21 protein-coding genes are annotated in these 23,820 nt (G+C 69.3%); 9 read left to right on the top strand and 12 right to left on the bottom strand.

Features of this window, described 5'->3' with window-relative positions:
* Nucleotides 1-50: 50 nt before the first annotated feature.
* The 3 genes from cobT to cobC are packed head-to-tail and all read left to right on the top strand — an operon-like array spanning nt 51 to nt 2,441.
* Nucleotides 51-1,106, top strand: coding sequence for a nicotinate-nucleotide--dimethylbenzimidazole phosphoribosyltransferase (cobT, locus tag DIE13_RS11760; RefSeq protein WP_124827287.1), 1,056 nt, complete (start codon nt 51-53; stop codon nt 1,104-1,106).
* Nucleotides 1,096-1,872 carry an adenosylcobinamide-GDP ribazoletransferase gene (locus DIE13_RS11755; RefSeq protein WP_124827286.1) on the top strand — a complete coding sequence of 259 codons (777 nt, stop codon included), beginning with the start codon at nt 1,096-1,098 and terminating at the stop codon, nt 1,870-1,872. The genes cobT and DIE13_RS11755 overlap by 11 nt, the downstream gene beginning before the upstream one ends.
* On the top strand, nt 1,857-2,441 hold the full coding sequence (gene cobC / locus DIE13_RS11750; RefSeq protein ID WP_124827285.1) for an alpha-ribazole phosphatase: 585 nt from the start codon (nt 1,857-1,859) through the stop codon (nt 2,439-2,441). Before DIE13_RS11755 ends, cobC begins: the two co-directional genes overlap by 16 nt.
* Before the next feature lie 75 nt (nt 2,442-2,516).
* On the opposite strand, the gene DIE13_RS11745 is transcribed toward cobC, so the two are convergent.
* The 4 genes from DIE13_RS11745 to cobU are packed head-to-tail and all read right to left on the bottom strand — an operon-like array spanning nt 2,517 to nt 5,941.
* Nucleotides 2,517-3,434: a cobalamin-binding protein gene (locus DIE13_RS11745; RefSeq protein WP_124827284.1), complete on the bottom strand. Its 918-nt coding sequence runs from the start codon at nt 3,432-3,434 to the stop codon at nt 2,517-2,519.
* Nucleotides 3,431-4,450 carry a threonine-phosphate decarboxylase CobD gene (gene cobD, locus DIE13_RS11740; protein WP_124827283.1) on the bottom strand — a complete coding sequence of 340 codons (1,020 nt, stop codon included), beginning with the start codon at nt 4,448-4,450 and terminating at the stop codon, nt 3,431-3,433. The genes DIE13_RS11745 and cobD overlap by 4 nt, the downstream gene beginning before the upstream one ends.
* Nucleotides 4,443-5,387: an adenosylcobinamide-phosphate synthase CbiB gene (gene cbiB / locus DIE13_RS11735; protein WP_124827282.1), complete on the bottom strand. Its 945-nt coding sequence runs from the start codon at nt 5,385-5,387 to the stop codon at nt 4,443-4,445. Before cbiB ends, cobD begins: the two co-directional genes overlap by 8 nt.
* The gene (gene cobU / locus DIE13_RS11730) at nt 5,381-5,941 is read right to left on the bottom strand and encodes a bifunctional adenosylcobinamide kinase/adenosylcobinamide-phosphate guanylyltransferase (RefSeq protein WP_124827281.1); all 561 of its coding nucleotides are present in this window, start codon (nt 5,939-5,941) and stop codon (nt 5,381-5,383) included. Before cobU ends, cbiB begins: the two co-directional genes overlap by 7 nt.
* 75 nt (nt 5,942-6,016) lie before the next feature.
* On the opposite strand from cobU, the gene DIE13_RS11725 reads away from it, so the two are divergent.
* From DIE13_RS11725 to DIE13_RS11715, 4 genes are all read left to right on the top strand, one after another.
* The gene (locus DIE13_RS11725; protein ID WP_124827280.1) at nt 6,017-7,519 is read left to right on the top strand and encodes a cobyric acid synthase; all 1,503 of its coding nucleotides are present in this window, start codon (nt 6,017-6,019) and stop codon (nt 7,517-7,519) included.
* Between the two features lie 82 nt (nt 7,520-7,601).
* Nucleotides 7,602-7,742, top strand: a complete 141-nt coding sequence (locus tag DIE13_RS32865; RefSeq protein WP_175751026.1) for a hypothetical protein — start codon at nt 7,602-7,604, stop codon at nt 7,740-7,742.
* A gap of 164 nt (nt 7,743-7,906) precedes the next feature.
* The gene (locus DIE13_RS11720; RefSeq protein WP_124827279.1) at nt 7,907-8,320 is read left to right on the top strand and encodes a DoxX family protein; all 414 of its coding nucleotides are present in this window, start codon (nt 7,907-7,909) and stop codon (nt 8,318-8,320) included.
* 125 nt (nt 8,321-8,445) lie between these two features.
* A complete protein-coding gene (locus DIE13_RS11715; RefSeq protein WP_124827278.1) occupies nt 8,446-9,105 on the top strand; it encodes a ParA family protein in 660 nt (219 codons plus the stop codon).
* Between the two features lie 120 nt (nt 9,106-9,225).
* On the opposite strand, the gene panD is transcribed toward DIE13_RS11715, so the two are convergent.
* The 4 genes from panD to DIE13_RS11695 form a co-directional block, all read right to left on the bottom strand.
* Nucleotides 9,226-9,612, bottom strand: a complete 387-nt coding sequence (gene panD, locus DIE13_RS11710; protein ID WP_096502215.1) for an aspartate 1-decarboxylase — start codon at nt 9,610-9,612, stop codon at nt 9,226-9,228.
* A gap of 41 nt (nt 9,613-9,653) precedes the next feature.
* Nucleotides 9,654-10,493 (bottom strand): pantoate--beta-alanine ligase, encoded by an 840-nt coding sequence (panC, locus tag DIE13_RS11705; RefSeq protein WP_124827277.1) that lies wholly within the window; start codon nt 10,491-10,493, stop codon nt 9,654-9,656.
* 239 nt (nt 10,494-10,732) lie between these two features.
* Nucleotides 10,733-11,605 carry a ScpA family protein gene (locus tag DIE13_RS11700; RefSeq protein WP_096502211.1) on the bottom strand — a complete coding sequence of 291 codons (873 nt, stop codon included), beginning with the start codon at nt 11,603-11,605 and terminating at the stop codon, nt 10,733-10,735.
* A gap of 4 nt (nt 11,606-11,609) precedes the next feature.
* Nucleotides 11,610-11,798 carry a DUF3460 family protein gene (locus tag DIE13_RS11695; RefSeq protein ID WP_044849219.1) on the bottom strand — a complete coding sequence of 63 codons (189 nt, stop codon included), beginning with the start codon at nt 11,796-11,798 and terminating at the stop codon, nt 11,610-11,612.
* Nucleotides 11,799-12,042: 244 nt separating this feature from the next.
* On the opposite strand from DIE13_RS11695, the gene DIE13_RS11690 reads away from it, so the two are divergent.
* Together DIE13_RS11690 and DIE13_RS11685 are read left to right on the top strand one after the other, a co-directional pair.
* Entirely contained in the window at nt 12,043-13,860 is a 1,818-nt protein-coding gene (locus DIE13_RS11690) for an autotransporter assembly complex protein TamA (protein WP_124827276.1), read from the top strand.
* 27 nt (nt 13,861-13,887) lie between these two features.
* Nucleotides 13,888-17,922 (top strand): translocation/assembly module TamB domain-containing protein, encoded by a 4,035-nt coding sequence (locus DIE13_RS11685; protein WP_124827275.1) that lies wholly within the window; start codon nt 13,888-13,890, stop codon nt 17,920-17,922.
* An 81-nt stretch (nt 17,923-18,003) separates the two neighbouring features.
* Here the strand turns inward: DIE13_RS11685 and DIE13_RS11680 are convergent, their stop codons facing one another.
* The 4 genes from DIE13_RS11680 to DIE13_RS11660 form a co-directional block, all read right to left on the bottom strand.
* Nucleotides 18,004-19,143, bottom strand: a complete 1,140-nt coding sequence (locus DIE13_RS11680; RefSeq protein WP_124827274.1) for a DNA methyltransferase — start codon at nt 19,141-19,143, stop codon at nt 18,004-18,006.
* Entirely contained in the window at nt 19,127-20,335 is a 1,209-nt protein-coding gene (locus DIE13_RS11675; protein WP_233409922.1) for a hypothetical protein, read from the bottom strand. Before DIE13_RS11675 ends, DIE13_RS11680 begins: the two co-directional genes overlap by 17 nt.
* 210 nt (nt 20,336-20,545) lie before the next feature.
* A complete protein-coding gene (gene metG, locus DIE13_RS11670) occupies nt 20,546-22,708 on the bottom strand; it encodes a methionine--tRNA ligase (RefSeq protein WP_124827273.1) in 2,163 nt (720 codons plus the stop codon).
* 378 nt (nt 22,709-23,086) lie between these two features.
* Entirely contained in the window at nt 23,087-23,731 is a 645-nt protein-coding gene (locus DIE13_RS11660; RefSeq protein WP_124827272.1) for an OmpA family protein, read from the bottom strand.
* Nucleotides 23,732-23,820: the final 89 nt, after the last annotated feature.

The raw sequence follows: 23,820 nt of genomic DNA, 5'->3' as shown, positions 1-23,820 counted from the left end.
TTCCTTTTTTCGATGCGCGGCACCGGCCGCGCCAACGAGGCAACCTTCCGATGACGAACCCGACCGACTTCCCGCCCGCGATTGCAGCGCTCGACGACACGCTGCGCAAGCGCCTGCAGCATGTGATCGATCACAAGACCAAGCCGCCCGGCAGCCTTGGCCAGCTCGAGGCGATCGCGTTGCAGATCGGGCTGATCCAGCGTACCGAGCGGCCGCACGTGCAGCGTCCCGTGACGATCGTGTTCGCAGGCGACCACGGGATCGCGGCCGAAGGCGTGAGCCCGTATCCGCAGTCGGTCACCGCGCAGATGGTGGCGAACTTCCTGGCGGGCGGCGCGGCGATCAACGCGTTCTCCGGCGTCGCGCAGAGTGCGCTCGAGATCGTCGATGCCGGCGTCGCGTCGCCGCTGCCGGTGTCCGACCGGCTGGTGTCGCTGCCGATCGCGCGGGGCACGCGCAACTTCGCGGTCGAGCCCGCGATGACGCGCGACGAGGCGAACACCGCGCTCGCGGCCGGCGCCGCACGCGTACGCCTGCATGCATCGCTCGGCACGAACGTGATCGGCTTCGGAGAAATGGGGATCGCGAACACGTCGTCGGCCGCGTGCCTGATGAGCCGGCTGCTCGACGTGCCGATCGACGCGTGCGTCGGGCGCGGCACGGGGCTCGACGACCAGGGGCTCGCGCACAAGCGCGCGGTGCTCGGTCGAGCGCTCGTCAGGCATTCGCACGCGATCGCGCCGATCGACGTGCTCGCGACGTTCGGCGGCTTCGAGATCGCGATGATGACGGGGGCGTATCTCGCGGCCGCGAGCGAACGGATGACGATCCTCGTCGACGGTTTCATCGCGACGTCTGCGTTGCTCGTCGCGGAACGCATCGCGCCCGGCGTGCGCGACTATTGCGTGTTCTCGCATGCATCGCACGAGGCCGGACACCGGCGCATGCTCGAGCATTTCGGCGCGAAGCCGCTGCTCGCGCTCGACCTGCGGCTCGGGGAAGGCACGGGCGCGGCACTCGCGCTGCCGCTCGTGCGCGCGGCGGCCGCGTTCCTCGCCGAGATGGCGAGCTTCGAGTCCGCCGGCGTCGACAACCGTGACGCCTGAGCGCGCGCGCGGCGTGCGCGCCGAACTGCGGTACTTCCTCGTCGCGCTCGGCTATTTCACGCGCGTGCCGGTGCCGCGCGCGATCGGCTACGAGGCGGGCGATCTCGACCAGGCAGCGCGTTATTTCCCGCTGATCGGCGCCTGCGTCGGCGCGTGGGGCGCGCTCGTCTATCTCGCCGCGCTGCGCGTGCTGCCGGCGTCGATCGCGGTCGGACTGTCGATGGCCGCGACGCTGCTCGTGACCGGCGCGTTTCACGAGGACGGTCTTGCCGACAGCTGCGATGCATTCGGTGGGGGGTACGCGCGCGACGACGTGCTGCGGATCATGCACGATTCGCGGATCGGCACGTTCGGCGCGGTTGCGCTCGTGATCGCGCTTGGGCTGAAATGGCAGGCGCTTGCAGCGATGCCGCCGCTGCGCGCCGCCTGGACGATGATCGCCGCGCATGCGGCGAGCCGCGCGGCGGCGGTGAGCCTGCTGATGTCGCTCGACTACGTTCGTCCGGAAGGCAAGGCGAAGCCGGTTGCGCAGCGCATGGGCGCGCGTGCGGCATGGGTCGCGGCCGTGTTCGGGCTGCCGTGGCTGTTCTGGCCGGACTGGCGCGCGGGCCTCGCCGCGTTCGTCGCGCTCGTGCTCGTGCGCGCATGGGCCGCCCGCTATTTCGTGAAGCGGATCGGCGGGTACACGGGCGACTGTCTCGGCTTCGCCCAGCAACTGGGCGAGCTTGCAATCTACCTGGTGATGCTCGGATGGATGTCGTCCTGATTCGCCATCCGGCCGTCGCCGTCGAGCCTGGCGTCTGTTACGGACGCAGCGACGTGCCGCTCGCCACACCGGCCGAGCCTGGTGCGCTTGCCGTGCGTGATCATCTGCTGGCGCTTGGGGCGCCGGCGCCCGCACAGGTCTGGACGAGTCCGCTGATGCGGTGTTCATCGGTTGCCGATCGGCTTGCGCAGGCGCTCGACGTGCCGTTGCGTTGCGATGCGGGCTGGCAGGAAATGGACTTCGGCACGTGGGAAATGCAGCGCTGGGACGATATCGACCGCGCTGCGCTCGATGCGTGGGCGGCCGACCTGATGCATGCGTGCGCGCACGGTGGCGAGAGCGTCGCGCGGTTCGCCGCGCGCGTCGCACGAGTGGCCGACGCGCTCACGCAGGCCGACGCGCCGTACTGGGCGCTCACGCATGCGGGCGTGATTCGCGCGTTCGCCTCGCACGTGTTGCGCGTGCCGCTCGATACGTTGCTGTCGCGACCGGTGCCGACGGGCGGCGTCGTCTGGTTGCGTGCGGACGATGCGGCGCGAACCTGGGAAATCCTGCACTGGGACGAGTAGGCGATCGCGCACCGGTGTGCCGCCGGCTTGCGATCGTGCGTGCTTCGGCAGCGCAAAGGCATGCCGTCACCCGGATCAGTGTGCCGGCCGCCGTGCTCGCGCGGTGTCGAGATCCTCGCACAGCGCAGCCGCGCCCTGTACGATCCGCGGCGACGGTCGCGTCAGCAGATCGCCGTCGATCGCGAACAGGTTGTTGCGCGCCACGGCCGTCATCGCGGGCCATGCGCGCCAGCGCGCGAGGCTCGGCAGCGGCGCGTCCGAGCGTGTCGCCCCGGCGCTCGTCGTCACGATCGCTTCCGGATTCGCGGCCAGCACGGCTTCGTCGGTGACGGTCGGCACGAGCGGCTTCAGCGCGGCGAATACGTTACGGCCGCCGCACAGCGTGATCACGTCGTTGATCAGATGATCGCCGTTGAGCGTCATCAGCGGCCGGTCCCATACCTGGAAGAACATCGTGACGGGCGGACGTGTCGCGTAACGCGCGCGCAGCGCCGCGATGTCGCGCGAGAACGATGCGGCGGCGGCATCGGCCGCCGGTTCCGTGCCGAGCAGCGTACCGAGCCGGCGCAGCGACGACGCCACGTCGTCGAGATGCTTCGGTTCGCTGAAGAACAGCGGGATGTGCAGCGCACGCAGCGCGTCGATCTGCCGTTCGGCGTTGCCGTGCCGCCAGACGACGATCAGGTCCGGCTTCAGCACGGCGATCCGCTCGAGGTCGAGCGCCTTGTTGTCGCCGACGCGCGGCACGGCCTGCGCGGCGGGCGGATAGTCGCTGTACGTGACGGTGCCGACGAGCTTCGCGCCGCCGCCGGCCGCGTAGACCAGCTCGGTCGCGTGCGGGGCGAGACTGATCACGCGCTGCGCGGGCGCCGGAAGCGTGACGGTATTGCCGGCATCGTCGCGGGTCGTGACGTTGGCGTGAGCGAAGGGCGCGTGCGCGAGCGCGACCACCATTGCGAGCGGCGGCAGCCGGCGGAGCGTGCGGGCGTTCATGCGGATTCCTGTTGTAACGTCGGGACGCACTGCGCGAGCGCCTCGATCACGCGCTGCCATTCGGCTTCGCTGCCCGGCAGGCCGATGCGCACGCTCGACGGTTGCGGGAAGTGCCGCGTCCAGATCCCGTGCGCGGCGAGCGCCGCATGCAGCGCGGCCGCGCGCGGGTCGCCGGTCCAGCTGAAGAGCGGTGTCGCGCGCACCGCGAAGCCGTGCGCGCGCAACAGCGCGGCGAGCCGCCCGCCGTCCGCGGTGAGCCGTTCGCGCGCGGCGGCCTGCCAGGCACGATCGCCGAACGCGGCGCCGACCGCATGACGTGCGGGGCCGCTCACGGTCCATGCGCCGAGCGTGTCGCGCAATGCGGCGATGTGCGCCTCGCACGCGAGCACGAAGCCCGCGCGGATGCCGGCGAGACCGAAGAACTTGCCGACCGAGCGCAGCACGACGAGGCCCGCGCGATCCGCGTATTGCGCGAGCGACGGCGTGGCGCCGGTATCCGCGAACGCTTCGTCGACGATCAGCGTGCCGCCGCGTGCCGACAACTGCGCATGCCAGCCGAGCAGGCGTTCGGCCGGAACGAGATCGGCCGTCGGATTATTCGGATTCCCGACGATGACGTGACGCAGCGTCGCGGGCAGCACGTCCATGTCGATGTCGAGCGGCACGACGCGATGACCGTGACGCGCGAATGCCGGCGCGTATTCGCCATACGCGAGCGCCGCGACGCCGGCGTCGCCGGCCGGCAGCAGCGCTGGCAATGCGCGGATCGCGGCCTGGCTGCCGGCAACCGGCAGCACGTGCGCGGCATCGGGTGCGCCGTAGTAGCGGGCCGCGCATGCGGCGAGCGCGTCGCCGTCGTCGGGGAGCCGGCGCCATGCGTCGGCCGGCACGGGCGGCACCGGATAGCCGACCGGATTGATGCCGGTCGACAGGTCGAGCCACGCGTCGTACGGAATGCCGTGGCGGCGTGCGGCTTCGTGCAGGTTGCCGCCGTGCGGGATGCGTGCGTCAGACATGATGGGTAGCGAGGATGAGGGCGCCGCTCGCGACGAGCAGCGCGAGCCACAGCGCGAGCGTGCGCGTGACGAGCGACAGCGCGGCGGCGACGTGCGCGGCCGTCGCGGGCGCGCCGGTGCCGAGCGAGGGACGGTCCTCGATTTCGCCGTGATAGACGGCCGGGCCGCCGAGCTGCACGTTCAGGCTGCCGGCGCCCGCGGCCATCACGGGGCCTGCATTCGGGCTGTCCCAGTGACGTGCCTGCGTGCGCCAGCAGCGCCACGCGGCGGCGGTGTCGCCGAGCAGCGCATAGCTCGCGGCAGTGAGGCGCGCGGGAATCCAGTTCAGTGCGTCGTCCAGGCGTGCGGCGGCCCAGCCGAAGGTCAGGAAGCGCGGCGTGCGATAGCCCCACATCGCATCGAGCGTGTTCGCGAGCCGGAACAGCAGCGCACCGGGGCCGCCCGCGACGACGAACCAGAAGAGCGCGCCGAAGATCGCATCGTTGCCGTTCTCCAGCGCCGATTCGACGGCCGCGCGCGACAGTGCACCTTCGTCGGCTTCGCTCGTGTCGCGCGATACGATGCGCGCGGTCAGCGCGCGCGCGGCGTCGAGGTCGTGCCGCAGCAGCGCGGCGGCGATCGGCGCGACGTGGTCGGCGAGGCTCTTCGCGCCGAGCGCGAACCACAGCAGCGCGACGTGTAGCGCCGCTGCTAGCGGCCAGGGCAGCACGGCCGCGAGCCACGCCGCGACGGCCACCGGCGGCAGCACGGCCGCGCTCCACGCGGCGACGCCGATTGCGCGGCCGCGCCGGCCCGTGTTCATGGCGTCCTCGATGCGCGCGGCAAGCCGGCCGAACGCGACGAGCGGATGCCAGCCAGCCGGTTCGCCGAACAGGCGATCGACGATCGCGGCCGCGACTGCAAGCATCGCGACGATCGGCAGCGACAGCATCAGCATGACGGCGCTCCGGCCTTGATCTCGAGCGGCAGTCCGGCAACCAGCAGCGTCACGCGCGTCGCGAGTGCGGCGATGCGCTGGTTCAGGCGTCCGAGCTCGTCAACGTAGCGGCGCGTGACCGAGCCGAGCGGCACCACGCCGAGCCCGATTTCGTTGCTGACGACGATCACCTTCGCACGGGCGCTGCGCAACGTGTGTTCGAGTTGCGCGACCTGCGCTGCGTATTGCGCGTCGTCGAGCGGTTCGCCGTCGAGCGGGCACAGCAGGTTCGTGAGCCACAGCGTGAGGCAGTCGACGAGCAGGCACGCGCGCGGATCGTCGAGCCGCGCGAGCGTGCCCGCCAGATTGACGGGCGCGTCGGCGAAGCCCCAGTCGGCCGGCCGGCGCGCGCGATGATGCGCGATGCGCTGTTCGAATTCGGCATCGGCGGCCGTCGCGGCCGCGGTCGCAATATAGGTGACGGGGCGGCCGCTGTCGGCGGCAAGCCGCTCGGCATGCGCGCTCTTGCCCGAGCGTGCGCCGCCGAGGACGAAGGTGAGGTCGTGCTGAATCATCGCGTGATTGTAACGGCGCGCGCGTGCCGGCGCGGGCGATAATGCGGCCTTCGCTTCGCCACGACTTTGCATACGATGAACGCACCCGAACCGCAGCCGCGCGGCACGTTGATGATCCAGGGCACGACGTCCGACGCGGGCAAGAGCACGCTCGTCGCCGGCCTGTGCCGCCTCGCGCGCCGCGCGGGCGCGCGCGTCGCGCCGTTCAAGCCGCAGAACATGGCGCTCAACAGCGCGGTGACGGCCGACGGCGGCGAGATCGGCCGCGCGCAGGCGCTGCAGGCGCTTGCCGCGGGCGTCGCGCCACATACCGATTTCAACCCGGTGCTGCTGAAGCCGACGAGCGATCGCGGCGCGCAGGTGATCATTCACGGCAAGGCGCGCGCGAACCTCGATGCGCGGGCGTATCACGACTACAAGCCGGTCGCGTTCGACGCGGTGCTGGAGTCGTACGCGCGGCTGCGCGCCGGCTACGACATAGTGCTCGTCGAAGGCGCGGGCAGCCCGGCCGAGATCAACCTGCGTGAAGGCGACATCGCGAACATGGGCTTCGCCGAACGCGTGGATTGCCCGGTCGTGCTCGTGGCCGACATCGATCGCGGCGGCGTGTTCGCGCATCTGGTCGGCACGCTCGCATGCCTGTCGGACAGCGAGCGCGCGCGCGTGCGCGGTTTCGTGATCAATCGCTTTCGCGGCGATTTCAAGCTGCTCGAACCGGGCCTCGACTGGTTGCGTGCGCAGACGGGCAAGCCGGTGTTCGGCGTGCTGCCGTACCTGCACGGGCTGCTGCTCGATGCCGAGGATATGCTGCCGTCGCAGGCGCGCAGCGCCGCCGCGCGCGGCGACGCCGGCGTGCTGCGCGTGGTGGTGCCCGCACTGCCGCGGATCAGCAATCACACCGATTTCGATCCGCTGCGCGCTCATCCGCAGGTCGAATTCACGTACTGGAAGAGCGGGCCGGTGCCGGATGCCGACCTGCTGATCCTGCCCGGCTCGAAGAGCGTGCAGCGCGATCTCGCGTGGCTGCGCGAGGCGGGCTGGGACCCGGTGATCCGCCGGCACCTGCGCTATGGCGGCAAGGTGATCGGCATCTGCGGCGGGATGCAGATGCTCGGCCGCACGCTGGACGATCCGCTCGGCCTCGAAGGCGCGCCCGGCAGCGTGCCGGGGCTCGGGCTGCTCGACTTCGGCACGACGCTGCTGCCGGACAAGACGCTGAAGAACGTGACCGGGCGTCTCGCACTGCCGGGCGCGGCCGCCGTGCACGGCTACGAGATCCACATGGGCGACACGCGCGGGCCCGCGCTGGCGGCGCCTGCGCTGGAGTTGGCGGACGGCGGCGCGCCGGACGGCGTGCGCACGGACGGCGCGGTGTCGGCCGACGGGCAGATTCTCGCGACCTACGTGCATGGCCTGTTCGACGCGCCCGACGCGTGCGCGGCATTGCTCGCGTGGGCCGGGCTCGGCGGCGCGGAGCGCATCGACTACCCGGCACTGCGCGAGGCGTCGCTGGAGCGTCTGGCCGATTCGTTCGCCGAGCATCTCGACCTGGGCGCGCTGTATGCGGAATTCCGCTGACGCACGGACGCTGCGGCCTGGCTTTTTCCGCCGGATCGCATACAACTCAGGTGGGCGGAGGTCCGCCCGCAGGAGCGTGACGATGAAGGCTCGATGGTGGTTGAGCATGCTGCTCGCGGCGCTGCTGGGCGCGTCGGCGATTGCGCACGCTTGCGACGGCTACGGCCCGGGCAGTGGCCCGGCCGGCTCGGGCGACGCGACACAAGGTAGAAGCGGCGGCTGAGGTTCGCTTCAGGTATCGGCTGGCGGGGCATGATCTGTCATGCCCTTTTTTATTGCCAGATTAATTCCTGTATGGAATCAGTTAAAGCCAAATTGCTTGTTTATTGGTTTAATCAGTTCGAATAAAGTGCGATCCATCCTCATCCACTCACGAAGGAATTCGCCATGAACCCCAATCGCCTGAACGATCTTGGCGCGACACTGCTGCGCGTTGCCCTCGGCGTGCTGTACCTCGCGCACGTCGCGCAGAAGGTGTTCGTCTTCACGTTGCCCGGCACCGCGCAGTTCTTCGCGTCGATCGGTCTGCCGGGCTGGCTTGCGTACGTGACGACCTTCGTCGAGCTGGCCGGCGGCCTCGCGCTGCTCGCGGGCTTCCGCGTGCGCATCGCGGCGCTCGTGCTGTTGCCGTTCATGCTCGGCGCGGTGTCCGCGCATCTGCCGAACGGCTGGAGCTTCGCGTCGCCGAACGGCGGCTGGGAATACCCGGCGTTCTGGGCTGTCACGCTGGCCGTGCAGGCGCTGCTGGGCGGCGGCGCGTTCGCGCTCGGCGCACCGCGGGCCGCGACACGTACCGCATAAGCGGAGCGACATCGGCGCAACCCGTTCCGGTGACCCCCCGTTTGCCGATATCATCGCTCCCTGTATCCGCATTCGAGCGGCGCGTGTCACACGGCACGCGCCGCACGGCTTTTTCGGGGGAATTCATGACGGTTATCGTGGTGGCGAATCCGAAGGGCGGCGTGGGCAAGAGCACGCTGTCCACCAATCTTGCCGGCTATTTTGCGGCGCAGGGCGCATGGGTCGCGCTCGCCGATCTCGACCGGCAGCAGTCCGCGCATGCGTGGCTCGACCTGCGTCCGGCCGGGCTTCCGGCGATCGAGGCGTGGGATCTCGATCCGGATGCGCCGTCGAAGCCGCCGCGCGGCCTCGAATATGCGGTCATCGACACGCCGGCCGGGCTGCACGGCAACCGGCTGAACGTCGCGCTGCAGCTTGCCGACAAGGTGATCGTGCCGCTGCAGCCGTCGATGTTCGATATTCTCGCGACCCAGCAGTTTCTGGAGCGTCTCGCCGGCGAGAAGGCGGTGCGCAAGGGCAGCGTCGAGGTCGGGATCGTCGGGATGCGCGTCGATGCGCGCACGCGTTCGTCCGACCAGTTACACCGGTTCGTCGAAGGGCTCGGCCTGCCGGTGCTCGGCTACGTGCGCGACACGCAGAACTACGTGCAGATCGCTGCGCACGGCCTGACGCTGTGGGACGTCGCGAAGAGCCGCGTCGACAAGGATCTCGAGCAATGGCGGCCGATCGTCGAGTGGGCCGAGCGGCGCGCGCCGAAAGCGGAGAAGGCCGCCAAGGCGTCCTGAGCGCTGCGCGACTGGGGCAGTATGAAAAGGGCCTGATCGGGCATCGTGCCGGACCAGGCCCTTCGTTCGTCTGCGGCGGGGGCTACCCGGTGCGCCGCGGCACGCCGGTGGCCATGCGGATTACGTCCAGTTCTGCGTCGGCACGTGATCGCGGTGGCCCTTGATCCTGTTGCCTTCGTCGATGAACACGAGCTTCGGCTTCCAGCCGGCCTGCAGCTCGGCTTCGTCGACCATCGCGAACGCCGCGATGATCACGAGGTCGCCGAGTTGCGCACGGCGCGCAGCCGAGCCGTTCAGCGAGATCATCCCGCTGCCGCGCTCGCCCTTGATCGCATATGTCGAGAAGCGCTCGCCGTTGTTGATGTTCCAGATGTCGATCCGTTCGTTTTCGATGAGGCCCGCCGCTTCGAGCAGGTCTTCGTCGATCGCGCACGAGCCTTCGTAATGCAGCTCGCAGTGCGTGACGGCCGCGCGGTGGATCTTCGATTTGAGCATGTGGCGCTGCATGGGTGTCTCCGTGATGCGTGAGAGGCGAGGCCGGGCGGCCGTCAGATTTCCAGGTTGTCGATGAGGCGCGTCGCGCCGAGCCTGGCCGCGGCGAGCACGACGAGCGGCTCGCCGGCTTCGAGTTCGGCAGCGCTCGGCGCAATCAGGTTCGCGCGGCGGCGGATCGCGATGTAATCGGGCACCCAGCCGCGCTCGGCCAGGTGCGCGCGCGCGTTCTGCTCGAGCTTGCCGAGGTCGCGTTCGCCGCCGAGCACGCTGTCGCGCATGCGTTGCAGCGTCCTCGCGAGTTCGGGCGCTTCCCGGCGCTCGTCGGTCGTCAGGTAGCGGTTGCGCGACGACAGCGCGAGGCCGTCCTCGTCGCGCACCGTCTCGGCCGCGATGATTTCGACCGGCAGCGCGAGCTGCTGGCACATGCGGCGCACGATCATCAGCTGCTGGTAATCCTTCTTGCCGAACACGGCGACGCGCGGCTGCACGCACGACATCAGCTTCGTGACGACCGTGCACACGCCGGTGAAGAAACCGGGTCGGAACTCGCCCTCGAGAATCCCGCCGAGGTCGTCCGGCGGCAGCACGCGATACTCCTGCGGCTCCGGATACATGTCGCGCTCGGTCGGCGCGAACAGCACGTAGACATTGTCCTTCTGCAGCTTCTCGATATCGTCCTGCAGCGTGCGCGGATATTTGTCGAAATCCTCGTTCGGGCCGAACTGCAGCCGGTTGACGAAGATGCTCGCCACGACCGGATCGCCGTGCTGGCGCGCGAGACGCATCAGCGACAGGTGTCCTTCGTGGAGGTTGCCCATCGTCGGCACGAACGCCGTGCGGTTCTGTCCGCGCAGTTGGTCGCGCAGTTCCTGGATCGAGCTGATGACTTTCATGATCGGGTAGCGGGTTCCTCGCGCGTGCGCGCGTTGGCGCCGCAACTGCGGCGTCGGGGTCGAAGCGGAGAACGCCGGCGCGCAGGCGGCGCATCGGGCGTCGGCGGATTGTAGAGGATTTGGCCGCCGGATGCATCGAAAAAAGAACGATCGTTCACTTTTTAATCGGGCGCACCGCTGGCGGCGCGCGCAGCAGCGGCACGCGCCCGCACGGCGGAATCACGTAGAGTGGCGGGGCTTTAGGCGGGCAGGTACGCGAGGCGCACGTAGATCGGCGCGAACGGCTCGGGCTGCGTGATCTCGACGAGCGATTCGCGCGCGAGTTCGAGCATCGCGATGAAGTTCACGACGACGACCGGCACGCCGCGCGACGTGTCGAACAGGTCGGCGAACTCCATGAAGCGCGCGTTCTGCAGCTTGCGCAGGATCAAGCTCATGTGCTCGCGTACCGACAGCTCCTCGCGGGAGATCTTGTGGTGCTGAACAAGCTTCGCGCGCTTGAGCACGTCGGCCCACGCGGCGCGCAGGTCGTCCGAGTCGACGTCGGGAAAGCGGGGCGTGATGCTCTGCTCGATGTACACCTCGGCGCGCAGGAAGTCGCGGCCGAGCTGCGGCAACTGGTCGAGGCGCTGCGCGGCGAGCTTCATCTGCTCGTATTCGAGCAGGCGACGCACGAGTTCCGCGCGCGGATCCTCGGCTTCCTCGCCGGTGTCGGCCTTCTTGACCGGCAGCAGCATCCGCGACTTGATCTCGATGAGCATCGCGGCCATCAGCAGGTATTCGGCTGCCAGTTCGAGGTTCGACGTGCGGATCTGGTCGACATAGCCGAGATACTGCGCGGTGACCTGCGCCATCGGGATGTCGAGCACGTTGAAGTTCTGCTTGCGGATCAGGTACAGCAGCAGGTCGAGCGGGCCTTCGAACGTCTCGAGGAACACCTCGAGCGCATCGGGCGGGATGTACAGATCCTGCGGCAGCTTGAAGAGCGGCTCGCCGTACAGGCGAGCGAACGCCGCGACACCGTCGACCGTGTCGGGCGTCGAATCGGCGCCCGCGGGCGCGGCGATCGCGTCGTCCTGCCGGGCGGCGCTGGCCTCGTCGGCGGCGCTCACGTCGTCAGAAATTCTGGTAGTAGACGTAGGACGTTTGCTTCACGCGCGATTCCTGCTGCTCGGCGCGCTCGTCGAGGTCGATCGGCTGCTTGTCCCACAGCAGGGAACGGCCCTTGCGCTGCTCTTCTTCGAGCGTCGGCTTCTGTTGCTTGAGCTGGTTCAGGAATTGCGTGACGTCGGACTGATACGGCATGGCTTGGCTTTCCGTTTCGGGCGGCGCAGGAGGCGCCGGATTCTGCGAATGCAGGATTTTACCGCATCGCGGGGAACAGCCGGCGCCAATCGCGCGTCGAATCCGCTGGCCGGCGCCCGACGGGCGCCCGGGCGCGGTGCGTTGCGCGCACGCGTCAAAGCGGCGCCCGCGCTGGCGCGGCGGCCGCCCTGTGGTCAAATACAGGGTTTTCCAAAAAACACGACAACCGAGGGCGAGGTCATATTTGGCGGGTCAGGCGAACCAGCAAGCACATACGGCGCATGACGCAGGGCGGCGCACGGCCCGCCGGCGCGCACGACGTCGCGCCGCGGCCGTGGCCAGGGCAGCGCTCGTCGGTTGTCTTGCCGCGTTCGTCGCACTGCCGGCCTGCGCGAAGTACGACGTCGACATCGACGCGCCGCGCTCGATCCGCAAGCTGCTGAAGGCCCATCTCGATATTGCCCGCTTCGCGAAGCGCGACGACATCAGCGACGACCAGTTCGACTTCCTCGTGACCGCCACGCCTCAGCAGGTTCGCGACCTGACCGCGACGGCCGGCTATTTCTCGCCGATCGTGCGCACCGACGTGCGCACGCACGACGGCAAGCGCGACGTGCGCGTCGCCGTCGATCCGGGGCCGCAGACCGTGGTGTCGACGGTCGACCTGACGTTCAAGGGGCCGGTGGCTGCCGAGGATCCGAAGCAGGAGGCCGCGACCCGGTTTGCGTTCTCGCTGAAGCCCGGCGACCCGTTTACGCAGTCCGACTGGGACGGCGCGAAGGGCGCGGCGCTCAAGCAGCTGCAGTCGCGCCGCTATCTGGGCGCGAAGATCACGTCGTCGGAGGCGCGCATCGATCCGCGCACGCAGCGCGCGACACTGGCCGTCACGTTCGACAGCGGCCCGACGTTTACGATCGGCAAGGTCGACGTCGACGGCGTGCGCCGCTATCCCGAGAAGATCGTCACGAACGTCAATCCGCTGTCGGAAGGCGAGATCTACGACGTGCAGCGGATCGCCGAACTGCAGCGGCAACTGCAGAACACGCCGTACTACGCGAGCGTCGCGATCGACGTCGGCGACGACACGTCGAAGCCCGAGCGCACGCCCGTGCACGTGAAGGTCAGCGAGTTCCCGTACAACAGCATTCGCGGCGGCGTGGGTTACGCGACCGATACGGGCCCGCACGTGCAGGGCTCGTACACGTACCTCGACACGTTCGGCGCCGCGTGGCCGCTCACCGTGTCGGGCCGGCTCGACCAGATCCAGCAGTACGGTCAGGTCCAGCTGTCGATGCCGCCGGGCGAGAAAGGCTGGACCAACAGCGTGCTCGCGTCGTACACGAACACCAATGTGTCGGACACGCGTATCTACAGCGCGCGGGTCGGCGTGCAGCGCACGCGCACCGGGCAGTTCATCGACTACGCGTACTCGCTGATGTTCTACCAGGACCGGCTCGACCAGAACAGCGCCGGCCCCACCACGAGCCGCGCGCTCGTGCCGCAATGGGCGTGGACGCGCCGCAACGTCGACGATCCGCTGTTCCCGCGCTCGGGCAACCTGATCCACGCGGAGGCCGGCTTCGCGATCAAGGGCGTGCTGACCGACCAGACCTTCGTTCGCGGATACGCGCGCGGCCAGCAATACGTGCCGATCGGGCGACGCGACCTGTTCGTGTTCCGCGCGGAGCTCGGCGGCGTATTCACGAGCGGCAGCTCGACCGGCGTGCCGGCGTCGCTGCTGTTCCGCGCGGGCGGCTCGAACTCGGTGCGCGGCTACGGTTACCAGAGCATCGGCAACAACGTGGACGGCTCCGTGCTGCCGACCAAGTATCTGATGACGGGTACCGCCGAATACCAGCACTGGTTCAACCGCGACTGGGGCGCCGCGACGTTCTTCGACATCGGCACCGCGACCGATGCGTGGGGCGAGCGGGTGTTCTACCCGGGCGTCGGCATCGGCGCGCGCTGGCGCAGCCCCGTCGGCCCGATCAACGTCGATGTCGCATACGGGCTGCGTAACCGCAGCGTGCGCCCGTACCTGACACTTGGCATCGCTTTCTGACCTGTTGCCCGACCCACGACGAACCGCATGACGAAGGACCCGAACGACACGCCGCCGCCCCACGATCCGGACTCGCCCGAGCGCGCGCCCGATGCGCCGCCGCGTCGCGTGCGTGCGGGCCGCGCCGTCGCGTGGACGCTCGCGACGATCGTGCTGCTCGTCGTGCTGGCGGCCGGGCTCGTGCTGGCCGCGGCGACGACCGAGCGCGGCACGCGGCTCGCATGGCAGACGGCCGTGCGGGTGCTGGGCGGGCGGCTGACGGGGACGCTCGACGGCGGTTCGCTCGCGACCGGCGTGCGGCTGCACGGGTTCGCATGGACGAGCCCCGGCGGCGCCGGCACCGAGGTGCGGATCGACTGGCTCGACGGACGCTGGGCGCTGACCCGCGCGCCGTGGCGGCTGTCGGTCGCGTACCTGCGCGCGGGCACCGTCGACGTGCGGATCGTGCCGGGGCAGCCGGCACCGGCCACGACGCCGCAGGACCTGAGCCTGCCGCTGCAGGTGCGGATCGACGACCTGCGCATCGATCACCTGGCGATCCATGAAGGCGGCTCGACGACGCAGCTCGATCATCTGGCGCTGAACGGCCGCAGCGACGGCCGTCACCACGAACTTCTGCTCGATGGCGTCGACACGCCGTACGGCGCGCTGACCGCGCGCGTGAAGCTCGACGGCGTGAAGCCGTTCGCGCTGACGGGCGATGTGACCTATGCGGGCAAGTTCTCCAACGAACCGGTCAACGCGAGCGCGAACGTGTCGGGTTCGCTCGAAGCGCTCGTCGCGGACGTCACCGCGAGCGGGATGAAGCTGAACGGGCGCGCGCACGTCGAGGCCGCGCCGTTCGGCGCGGTGCCGCTTACGCGTGCCTCGCTCGCGTTCGATCACGTGAATCCGCAGGCGATTTCGCCAGGGGCGCCGGCCGCCGATCTCGCGGTGCGCGCCGAACTCGCGCCCGTGACCGCGCCGGCCGGCTCCGCGGCGGCGAAGGGCTTCGCGGTGACGGGCCCGGTGTCGATCGTCAACGCGAAGGCCGGCACGCTCGGCGACCATCTGCTGCCGGTCGTCGACGCGCACGCGACCGTGCATCTCGACGCGCACGCGCAGCGGATCGACGACCTCGCGCTGAAGCTGATCCGCGACGGCAGCGTGACCGGCAGCGGTACGCTGACGGGCGGCAAGGGCCGCTTCGACCTGAAGGTCGCCAATCTCGACCTCAATGCCTTCGTCGCCGAATTGCGGCCGATGCGTCTGGGCGGCCCGCTCGGCGTGACGCTCGCGGGCGACGTGACGACCGTCGATTTCAACCTGAACGACCCGAAGCTCGCGCTCGGCGCCCGCGCGAAGGTCGCGCTGACGTCGCAACAGACGGTGCTGACCGACGCGCGCGTGACGGCAGGCAAGGGCCGGATCGACCTGACCGGCGTGTTCCGCCACGACGCGCACGCGAGCTACGACGCGAAGGCGACGCTGACCGCGTTCGATCCGCTGCTGCTCGCCGCGATGAATGCGCCGAAGGCGCCCGGCGGCAAGCCGGCCGCGAAAAGCGCCAAGGCGCCGGCAAAGCGCGGCGAGACGCGCGTGTCGGGCACGTTGACGGCCTCCGGCGCGTTCGCGCCGCAGGTGTCGACGAAGGCGACGTTCAAACTCGGCGACAGCCTGTACGACGGCGTGCCGTTGACCGGCGCGGGCGTGCTGCAGCTGGCCGGCACGCGGATCCTGCCGAGCAACGCGAACCTGTCGATCGCCGGCAACCACGTCGACCTGCGCGGCAGCTTCGGCGCGCCCGGCGACCGGTTGCGCTTCGTCGTCGATGCGCCGCAGCTCGACCGGCTCGGTTTCGGCTTCCAGGGGCTCGTGCAGGCGCAGGGCGACCTGACCGGCAGCTTCGCGCATCCAAACGTGACGGCTACCTACAAGGCCGAGCACGTCGTGATCGGAGCGAACCGGATCGGCGCCGCGCAGGGCCACGCCGACATCCGCGACGGCGCGAACGGCGCGCTCGTGTTTACGGCCGACGCGACCGACATCGCGCTCGGCTCGCTGCAGCTGAAATCGCTGCGTGCGAACCTCGGCGGCACGCGCGCGAAGCACACGCTCGACGCGTCGGCGATCGGGGTGGCTGGCGGCCGCGTGATCGACCTGACGCTCTCCGCGAACGGCGGCGTGGTCGAGAACCGCGACGGGATGCGCTGGGACGGCACCGTCACGCGCCTCGCGAACCGCGGCATGCCGGCGCTCGCGCTGCAGTCGCCGCTCGCCGTCTCGGCCGGCGCCGGCCGCGTGACGCTCGGCGCGACGCGGCTCACGCTCGAAGGCGCGGCGATCGATCTGAAGTCGTTCGTGTTCGATCACGGCCAGATGCGTTCGGCGGGCTCCGTGAGCGGGGCGTCGGTCGCGCGTTTCCTGGAGGTTCGCCAGGAGTTGACGGGCCAGCGGCCTCCCGTGCGTACCGACGTCGTGCTCGATGCGGACTGGGATTTCTCGCTCGGTGCGAACGCGACGGGTTACGTGCAGGTGAAGCGGCGCGGCGGCGATGTGACGATCGAGAGCGGGCGCGGTATCGCGTCGCTCGGGCTGACCGACCTGTCCGCGCGCGCGAGCTTCGCGCCCGGCAACCGGCTCAACCTGGTGGCGCTCGCGAAGGCGAACCGGATCGGCTCGCTCGACGCGAACGTGACGGTGCCGTTCGCGCTGCGCGACGGCGTGTTCGGCGTCGCCGACGACGGCCCGCTGTCGGGCCGCATCGATGCCGACCTTCCGTCGCTGAAGGCGACCGGCAACCTGTTCGGGCCGAGCTATCTGCTCGGCGGGCGCGCGGCGCTGAAACTGACGGTCGGCGGCACACCGGCGAAGCCGAACGTGTCGGGGATGCTGACGGGCGACGATCTGTCGGCGACGCTGGTCGACCAGGGCGTGCAACTGAAGGACGGCATCGTGCGCGTGAAGCTCTCGGACAACCTCGTCGAATTCCAGCAGGTCGAGTTCCACGGCGGTGACGGGACGCTGCGCGCGATCGGTCGCGTGCGGCTCGATGGCGAGGCACCCGACCTGACCGCGAGCATCGTCGCGGACAAGCTCGAGCTGTTCGCGGCGCCCGATCGAAAGCTGTCGCTGTCGGGCAAGGCGACCGTCGCGAACGACGGGCCGCGCGGCGCGCTGTCGATCGACGGCAAGTTCGTCGTCGATCGCGCGCTGTTCGATCTGCCGGAGGACGCGGCGCCGCACCTGTCCGACGATGTCGTGATCGTGCAGCCGGACGGCACGGTGCGTGGCGAGACGCCGACGGGCACGGCGGCCGCGAAGCCGCAGAAGGTGACGGACAAGCCGGCGCCGTCGCTCGCGCCGCGCGCGAACATCGACATCGACCTCGGCAACAACTTCCGCTTCAAGGGCCACGGTGCGGATCTCGGGCTGCGCGGCACGATCACCGTGATGAGCGCGCCCGGCGTGCCGTTGCGTGCGGTCGGCAACGTACGCGTGACGGAAGGGTCGACCTATACGTCGTTCGGCCGCAAGCTCGCGATCGAGAACGGCTTCTTCACGTTCAACGGCCCGGTGTCGAACCCGGGCGTGAACATTCTCGCGATGCGGCGCAACCAGGAGGTCGAGGCAGGGGTGCAGGTCACCGGCACGATCCAGTCGCTGACGGTCAAGCTGGTGTCGGAGCCGAACGTCACGGACAACGAAAAGCTGTCGTGGCTGCTGTTCGGGCACGGCACCGACCAGGGCAACAACGTCGGCCAGCAGGGCACGATGACGGCCGCGCTTGCGCTGCTCGGCAGCGTGACCGGCAAGCGCGTCGCGCAGACGTTCGGCCTCGACGAGTTCTCGATCGGCCGCAGCGACGTCGGGCTGACCGATCCGCAGGTAATCCAGGTGTCGAAGGCGATCAACGAGCGTTTCGTGCTCGGCTTCGAGCAGGGCCTGCAATCGGCGAGCAACGCGTTCAAGGCGACGATCAACCTGACGCGCTTCTGGTCGGTGTCCGCGTATGGCGGCACGTTCCAGGGCGTCGATCTCAACTACACGCGGCGTTTCGATCGCTGGTTCTCGCGGCGCTGACGAACGGGCGGCACCCGTCGTGGCGGGAGGCGTGCCCGTTTGCTCGGCGCTTGCGACGCGTGCGGCCTCGTTTTTTTCGGCTCAGGCCGCCGCACCCGGCATCGGAGCGGCGCGCAGACATGACTCGAACCCTTCCTGCGTTTCGGCCACCGTCACGTCGACCTGCAACAATCGGCCGTGCGCGTCGATGCGCCGCGCGCGGAAGTAATGACGGTAGCGCAGCGCGGCAGCCGCCACCGGCGGCGCGATGCGCGCATTCCACGATTCGATCGCGAAGCCGTCGGCCTCGAGCCATTGCAGCAGCCGCGACACGCCCGCATCGTCGGGCGGGACGACAAGGTCGACGTCGTTCAGCGGCGCATCGGCGCCGATAGCGTTCGCGTTGCCGGCCAGGCGCCGCGCGAAGCTGCCGATCACCGTGAATGCGAAGCCGTCGCGCGTCAGCGCGGCAACCAGCGCGCGGGCCGCGTCGGCGTCGCTCGCGAGCGGCGCCTTGCGGCACACGAGCGCGTATTCATGCGTGCGATCGGTGGCGCCGGCGCCGTGTGGCGCGGGGCCGTCCGCCCGTTCGTAGATCAGCACGCGTTCCTCGTGCAGCACGAAGCGCTCGCCGAGCAGCCGCGCAACATCCCACGCGAGCGGCACGAAGCGGCCGCCGATGCGCAGGTTCTGCGCCATCGCGATGCACCAGCCGCCCGGTTCGAGCAGCGCGTGCACGCCGGCAAACACGTTGCGCATCCGTTCGAGATACGGCGCGTAATAGCCGACGCCGTACAGCTGTCCGTCGCTCGGGCGGCCGGGCAGGCCGCTGCAGCCGAAATACGGCACGCTCGTCAGGCATAGCGTGAACGGGCCGCCCGCGTCGCGCGCGGCAGCCTGCGTCGCGGTGCTCGACAGATCGCCGGCCAGCACCGGATAGCGGGGGTACGCGGCGCCGGCGCGTGCGAGCCGTTCGCGTGCGAACGCGACGCGCTGCGGGTCGATTTCGACGCCGAGCGCCGGCACGCCGCACCGCGCTGCGGCGACGAGCGTCGTGCCGAAGCCGCCGAACGGATCGACGATCCAGTCGCCCGGCGTCGCGTGGCTGCCGATGAACGGCACCATCTGCTCGACCCAGCCGCAATCGCGCACGTCGAACGAATCGCGGGCACGCAGATCGGCGGGCAGGGTGGTGTCGGCGGCCTCGTCGGTCAGGCGCAACCAGCTAGTCACGGCGGTCATCGCTGCTCCAGAGAATGTCGCGCGTCGGTTGCCAGCCCGCGCACAGGTTGCCGTTCGGGTGGAACACGAGCTTGTACACGGCGTCGCGCAATTCGTGTTCGCGCATCGCGCCGTAGTCGGAGGTTTCGAACACGACGTCGAGGCCGTCGCGATGCGCCCAGCGCGCGTTCCAGAAGTAGTAGCCGCCCGTCAGTTCGATGGGTTCGCACTGCGCGGAAAACGCGCGGTCCGCCGCGCACGCGAGCAGCAATGCGTCGATCGGAATGCGCGTGCGGTCGATATGGCGCCGCGTTGCGTTGTGCCGGTAGGTATCGGGCAGTGCCGAGAATTCGCGGAAGATCACCGAGCGGGCGCCGAGTGCGCGGGCGTGGGCGACATAGCGCAGCACGTCCGCGGGCGTCTCGATGCCGCCGCGCTGCACGATGCAGACGAGCTTGACCGGAAAGTGCTCGCGCGCGGCGACGAAGGCTGCCTCGAACGCGGGCTGGTGCATGATGCGCTGGCCGGGCCGAAAGCGCATGATCGACTGGTTCACATCGTCGCGGTCGTGATGACGGGACCATTCGAGCCACGACAGTCCGAAGCCAGCGAGCGCGGGCAGCAGTGCGTCGCGATGGTCGACGAGGCCGGCGCCGTTCGTGTACAGCACGCTGCCGTTCGCGTCCGGACCGTCGTCGCCGGCAGCGCGCAGCGTCGCGAGGAGCGACAGCAGCCAGTGCGGATCGTCCGTGTTCTCGAGCCCCGACAGCGAATACGACAGCGGCACGCCGCGCAGCGCCCGCAGCGCGCGGCGAAGCGTGTCGAAATAGTCGGCCGGCGGCCGCAGGCTCGCCGCCATCGGCCCCACCGCGGTGTCGTCGACGAGCGTTTCCGAGCAGAACCGGCAGCGTGCGGAGCAGGGCTGCGCGGCTGCGTACGGCGTGAACGTCAGCGGCTGCGCGAAGCGGAGCGTGCGGCCTGCAACGGTGTGGACATGCCATCGGCCGGCATCGGCGGGGGGCGGCTCGCGCAAGGCGAGCCACGCGAAGCGCTGCGCGAGCGTGTCGAACGCGCGGCTGCGCGCGACGAGCGGCGCGACGGCGTTTGCGTCGGCAATGGGTACGAGCGGAATCGTCATCGCCGCGCACGCATCGCGCGTGCGCGGCGAAGCGCGCGTCCGCTCGGTGGACGGGGCGTCGGGTACGTTTGTCATATCGTTGTTGTGACGAGGAGCCCGCCGCCACGGCCAGGGTCGACCGCTCGATCGACGCGGCCTTCGGAATCCGGCGGGTCCGATGCAGCCGCTATGGTAACGGAACGCGTCCGCGCGCCATGCCTGCCGGGCAGGGCATCTTCGCGCGGCGGCATGAAAAAAGCCCCGCACAAACGTGCGGGGCTTGGTCAGGCAGGCAGCCGCGTGCGCTTACTTCACGCGCATGCCGGGCTTCGCGCCGCTGTGCGGCTCGAGGATGTACAGGCCCGGTTCCGCCTTCTCGTCGGCGGCCGACGCGGCGAGCACCATCCCTTCGGACAGCCCGAACTTCATCTTGCGCGGCGCGAGGTTCGCGACCATCACCGTCAGCTTGCCGACGAGCTGCTCGGGCTGGTACGCCGACTTGATGCCCGAGAACACGTTGCGGGTCTTTTCCTCGCCGATGTCGAGCGTGAGCTGCAGCAGCTTGTCCGAACCTTCGACGGCCTGACAGGCGACGATCTTCGCGATGCGCAGATCGACCTTCGCGAAATCGTCGATCGAGATCGGGCCGTCGTCGGCGCCGTTCGCGGCGGCCGGCTGCGTGCTTGCCTTGGCGTTCTTCGCGCCCTTCGACTCCTTGGCGGCGTTGGCGCCCGCGGCAGCGGCGCCGGCGGCATCGGCCTGCAGCGAATCGCGGTTCGCGGCGAGCAGCGCATCGATCTGCTTCGGGTCGACGCGCGTCATCAGGTGCTGGTACGCCTTGATCGGCTGTGCAGACGACAGCGGCTTCGCGGCATCGGCCCAGGTAAGCGGCGCGATCCCGAAGAACGCTTCGACGGATTCGGCGACACGCGGCATCACCGGCTTCAGCGCGAGCGACAGCAGGCGGAACGCCTCGAGGCTCACGCTGCAGGTTTCGTGCAGCGCAACCGCATTGGCCGGATCCTTCGCGAGTTCCCACGGCTTCGCGCCGTCGACGTACGCGTTCACTTCGTCAGCGAGCTCCATCGTGTGGCGCAGCGCGCGGCCGTATTCACGCGCTTCATAGTTCGCGGCGATGTGCGCAATCGCATCGCGCAGCTTCGCGACGAGCGGATGATTCATCGCGCTATCTTGCACGCGGCCGTCGAAACGCTTGATCAGGAAGCCCGCCGCGCGGCTCGCGATGTTCACGTACTTGCCGACGAGGTCGCTGTTCACGCGGGCCTGGAAGTCCTCGAGGTTCAGGTCGAGGTCTTCCATCGTCGCGTTCAGCTTCGCGGCGAAGTAGTAGCGCAGCCATTCGGGGTTCAGGCCCGTGTCGATGTAGCTCTGCGCGGTGATGAACGTGCCGCGCGACTTCGACATCTTCGCGCCGTCGACCGTCAGGAAGCCGTGCGCGAACACGTTGGTCGGCGTGCGATGGCCCGAGAATTCGAGCATCGCCGGCCAGAACAGCGTGTGGAAATACAGGATGTCCTTGCCGATGAAGTGGTACTGCTCGGCGGTCGAGCCCGAGCGGATCCACGCGTCGAAGTCGATGCCCTTGCGGTCGCACAGGTTCTTGAAGCTCGCGTAGTAGCCGACCGGCGCGTCGAGCCACACATAGAAGTACTTGCCGGGCGCGCCCGGGATCTCGAAGCCGAAGTACGGCGCGTCGCGCGAGATGTCCCAGTCGGCGAGCTTGGCTTCGCCGGCATCGCCGAGCCATTCACGCATCTTGTTGGTGGCTTCGGGCTGAGCGAGGCCGCTGACCCATTCGCGCAGGAACGACTCGCAGCGCGGGTCGGACAGGCGGAAGAAGTAGTGCGTCGACTTCTTGCGCACCGGCGTCGCGCCGGACACGACCGAGTACGGGTTCAGCAGTTCGGTCGGCAGGTAGGTCGAGCCGCACACTTCGCAGTTGTCGCCGTACTGGTCCTTCGCGTGGCACTTCGGGCACTCGCCCTTGATGAAGCGGTCCGGCAGGAACATTTCCTTGACGGGGTCGTACGCCTGCTCGATCTCGCGCTCGGCGATCAGGTCGTTTTCCTTCAGCGCGAGGTAGATCTTCTCGCTCAGCACGCGGTTCTCGTCCGAGTCGGTCGAGTAGAAGTTGTCGAACGACACGCCGAAGCTGTCGAAGTCGCGCTTGTGCTCGGACCATACGCGATCGATCAGCTGCTTCGGCGTGAGGCCCTCCTTCTCCGCACGCAGCATGACTGGCGTGCCGTGCGTGTCGTCGGCGCCAATGTAGTAGACCTCGTGGCCATGCATTCGCAGCGTCCGCACCCAGATGTCGGTCTGGATGTACTCGACCAGGTGGCCGATGTGGATCTGCCCGTTGGCATAGGGCAGTGCGGACGTAACGAGGATCTGGCGGCTGCCTTGCGGCGCCGCAGCCTGCACGGAAGTGAGGTCGGATGCGGACATAGGGTCTGTAGAAGAACGGCGGAAACGACGGAGGAAACTGCGATTCTAGCAGGGGCGCGCGCAGGTCAGTCGGGGGCGGTGCCGCGGACAGGACGGCGCAAGGGGCGGGAGCGTCGGGCGGACGTGCGTGGCGGCATCGTGTTGCGGCGCAGCACGCATTTTTCGGGCAAAAAAAACCGGGGCGGATACGGCCCCGGAGCAACAACGACAAGAGGAGAATGGTGACGCGCCGGCAGCGCCAGCCGCGTACCGTAAAGACAGACCGCGGGTCGCGACAGAAGTTCGAAATTTTTTTCGATTTGTTGACGTCCCGCGGCGAGCCTTGAGCGACGGGGCTGAGCGCCCGGCGCGCGCCCCCGTTTCCTCTCGCTACGCTGCTTACTGGTGCTGCGGCGCGCGCAGGTAGATCTCGACGCGGCGGTTTTGCGCGCGGCCGGCTTCGGTCGCGTTGTCCGCGATCGGGTTCGACGCGCCCATGCCTTGGGCCGACAGGCGGCCGCCGGCGACGCCGCGCTGCACGAGCGCGTTCACGACGCTCTGCGCACGGTTCTGCGACAGCGTCTGGTTCAGCTGTGCCGAACCCGTGCTGTCCGTGTAGCCGACGATCGAGGCCGTCACTTGCGGGTTCTGGTTCAGCGTCGTCGCCAGGTCGTTCAGGAGCGGCGTGAAGGCCGGCGTGATCGCGTACTGGTTCGTCGCGAACGTCACCGAGCTCGGCACGTTCAGCTTCAGCGAGCCGTCCGGCTGCTCGGTCACTTGCGTGCCCGTCTGCGCTGCCGACGGCGCGAGCTTGTTCTTGATCGCCTGCCAGTTGTAACCCGTCACGCCACCCACCAGTGCGCCGACGCCCGCGCCGATCGCCGCGCCCTTGCCGCCACCCGCCAGTGCGCCGATACCTGCGCCCAGCGCCGCACCCGTGCCGGTGCCGACGGCCGTATTGTTGCCTTGCTGCGTGGCGCAGCCTGCCAGCAGTGCGCCGGCGAGTGCGAAGACGGACAGGCGAGTCGCGATTTTCATGGTCATCTTGGATTCCTCTCTTGGTTGAACGAGTCGACAACGACGACAAACAACAGTTACGGCTCCCTGCACGGACCGCCCGAAAAAGGAGGGCG

Origin of the sequence: Burkholderia sp. Bp9016 (assembly GCF_003857765.1) — a bacterium.
Lineage (GTDB): Bacteria > Pseudomonadota > Gammaproteobacteria > Burkholderiales > Burkholderiaceae > Burkholderia.
This window is presented reverse-complemented; position numbering and strand designations above follow the sequence as displayed.

What these genes read in the sequence shown, in the direction of transcription:
- DIE13_RS11725 (WP_124827280.1), top strand. Translation starts at nt 6,017, where the DNA reads ATGAACGCACCCGAACCGCAGCCGCGCGGCACGTTGATGATCCAGGGC.
- DIE13_RS11685 (WP_124827275.1), top strand. Translation starts at nt 13,888, where the DNA reads ATGACGAAGGACCCGAACGACACGCCGCCGCCCCACGATCCGGACTCG.
- DIE13_RS11660 (WP_124827272.1), bottom strand. Translation starts at nt 23,731, where the DNA reads ATGACCATGAAAATCGCGACTCGCCTGTCCGTCTTCGCACTCGCCGGC.
- cobC (WP_124827285.1), top strand. Translation starts at nt 1,857, where the DNA reads ATGGATGTCGTCCTGATTCGCCATCCGGCCGTCGCCGTCGAGCCTGGC.
- DIE13_RS11745 (WP_124827284.1), bottom strand. Translation starts at nt 3,434, where the DNA reads ATGAACGCCCGCACGCTCCGCCGGCTGCCGCCGCTCGCAATGGTGGTC.
- cobT (WP_124827287.1), top strand. Translation starts at nt 51, where the DNA reads ATGACGAACCCGACCGACTTCCCGCCCGCGATTGCAGCGCTCGACGAC.
- cbiB (WP_124827282.1), bottom strand. Translation starts at nt 5,387, where the DNA reads ATGCTGATGCTGTCGCTGCCGATCGTCGCGATGCTTGCAGTCGCGGCC.
- DIE13_RS11715 (WP_124827278.1), top strand. Translation starts at nt 8,446, where the DNA reads ATGACGGTTATCGTGGTGGCGAATCCGAAGGGCGGCGTGGGCAAGAGC.
- cobU (WP_124827281.1), bottom strand. Translation starts at nt 5,941, where the DNA reads ATGATTCAGCACGACCTCACCTTCGTCCTCGGCGGCGCACGCTCGGGC.
- DIE13_RS11695 (WP_044849219.1), bottom strand. Translation starts at nt 11,798, where the DNA reads ATGCCGTATCAGTCCGACGTCACGCAATTCCTGAACCAGCTCAAGCAA.
- metG (WP_124827273.1), bottom strand. Translation starts at nt 22,708, where the DNA reads ATGTCCGCATCCGACCTCACTTCCGTGCAGGCTGCGGCGCCGCAAGGC.
- DIE13_RS11680 (WP_124827274.1), bottom strand. Translation starts at nt 19,143, where the DNA reads ATGACCGCCGTGACTAGCTGGTTGCGCCTGACCGACGAGGCCGCCGAC.
- DIE13_RS32865 (WP_175751026.1), top strand. Translation starts at nt 7,602, where the DNA reads ATGAAGGCTCGATGGTGGTTGAGCATGCTGCTCGCGGCGCTGCTGGGC.
- panC (WP_124827277.1), bottom strand. Translation starts at nt 10,493, where the DNA reads ATGAAAGTCATCAGCTCGATCCAGGAACTGCGCGACCAACTGCGCGGA.
- cobD (WP_124827283.1), bottom strand. Translation starts at nt 4,450, where the DNA reads ATGTCTGACGCACGCATCCCGCACGGCGGCAACCTGCACGAAGCCGCA.
- DIE13_RS11720 (WP_124827279.1), top strand. Translation starts at nt 7,907, where the DNA reads ATGAACCCCAATCGCCTGAACGATCTTGGCGCGACACTGCTGCGCGTT.
- DIE13_RS11675 (WP_233409922.1), bottom strand. Translation starts at nt 20,335, where the DNA reads ATGACAAACGTACCCGACGCCCCGTCCACCGAGCGGACGCGCGCTTCG.
- panD (WP_096502215.1), bottom strand. Translation starts at nt 9,612, where the DNA reads ATGCAGCGCCACATGCTCAAATCGAAGATCCACCGCGCGGCCGTCACG.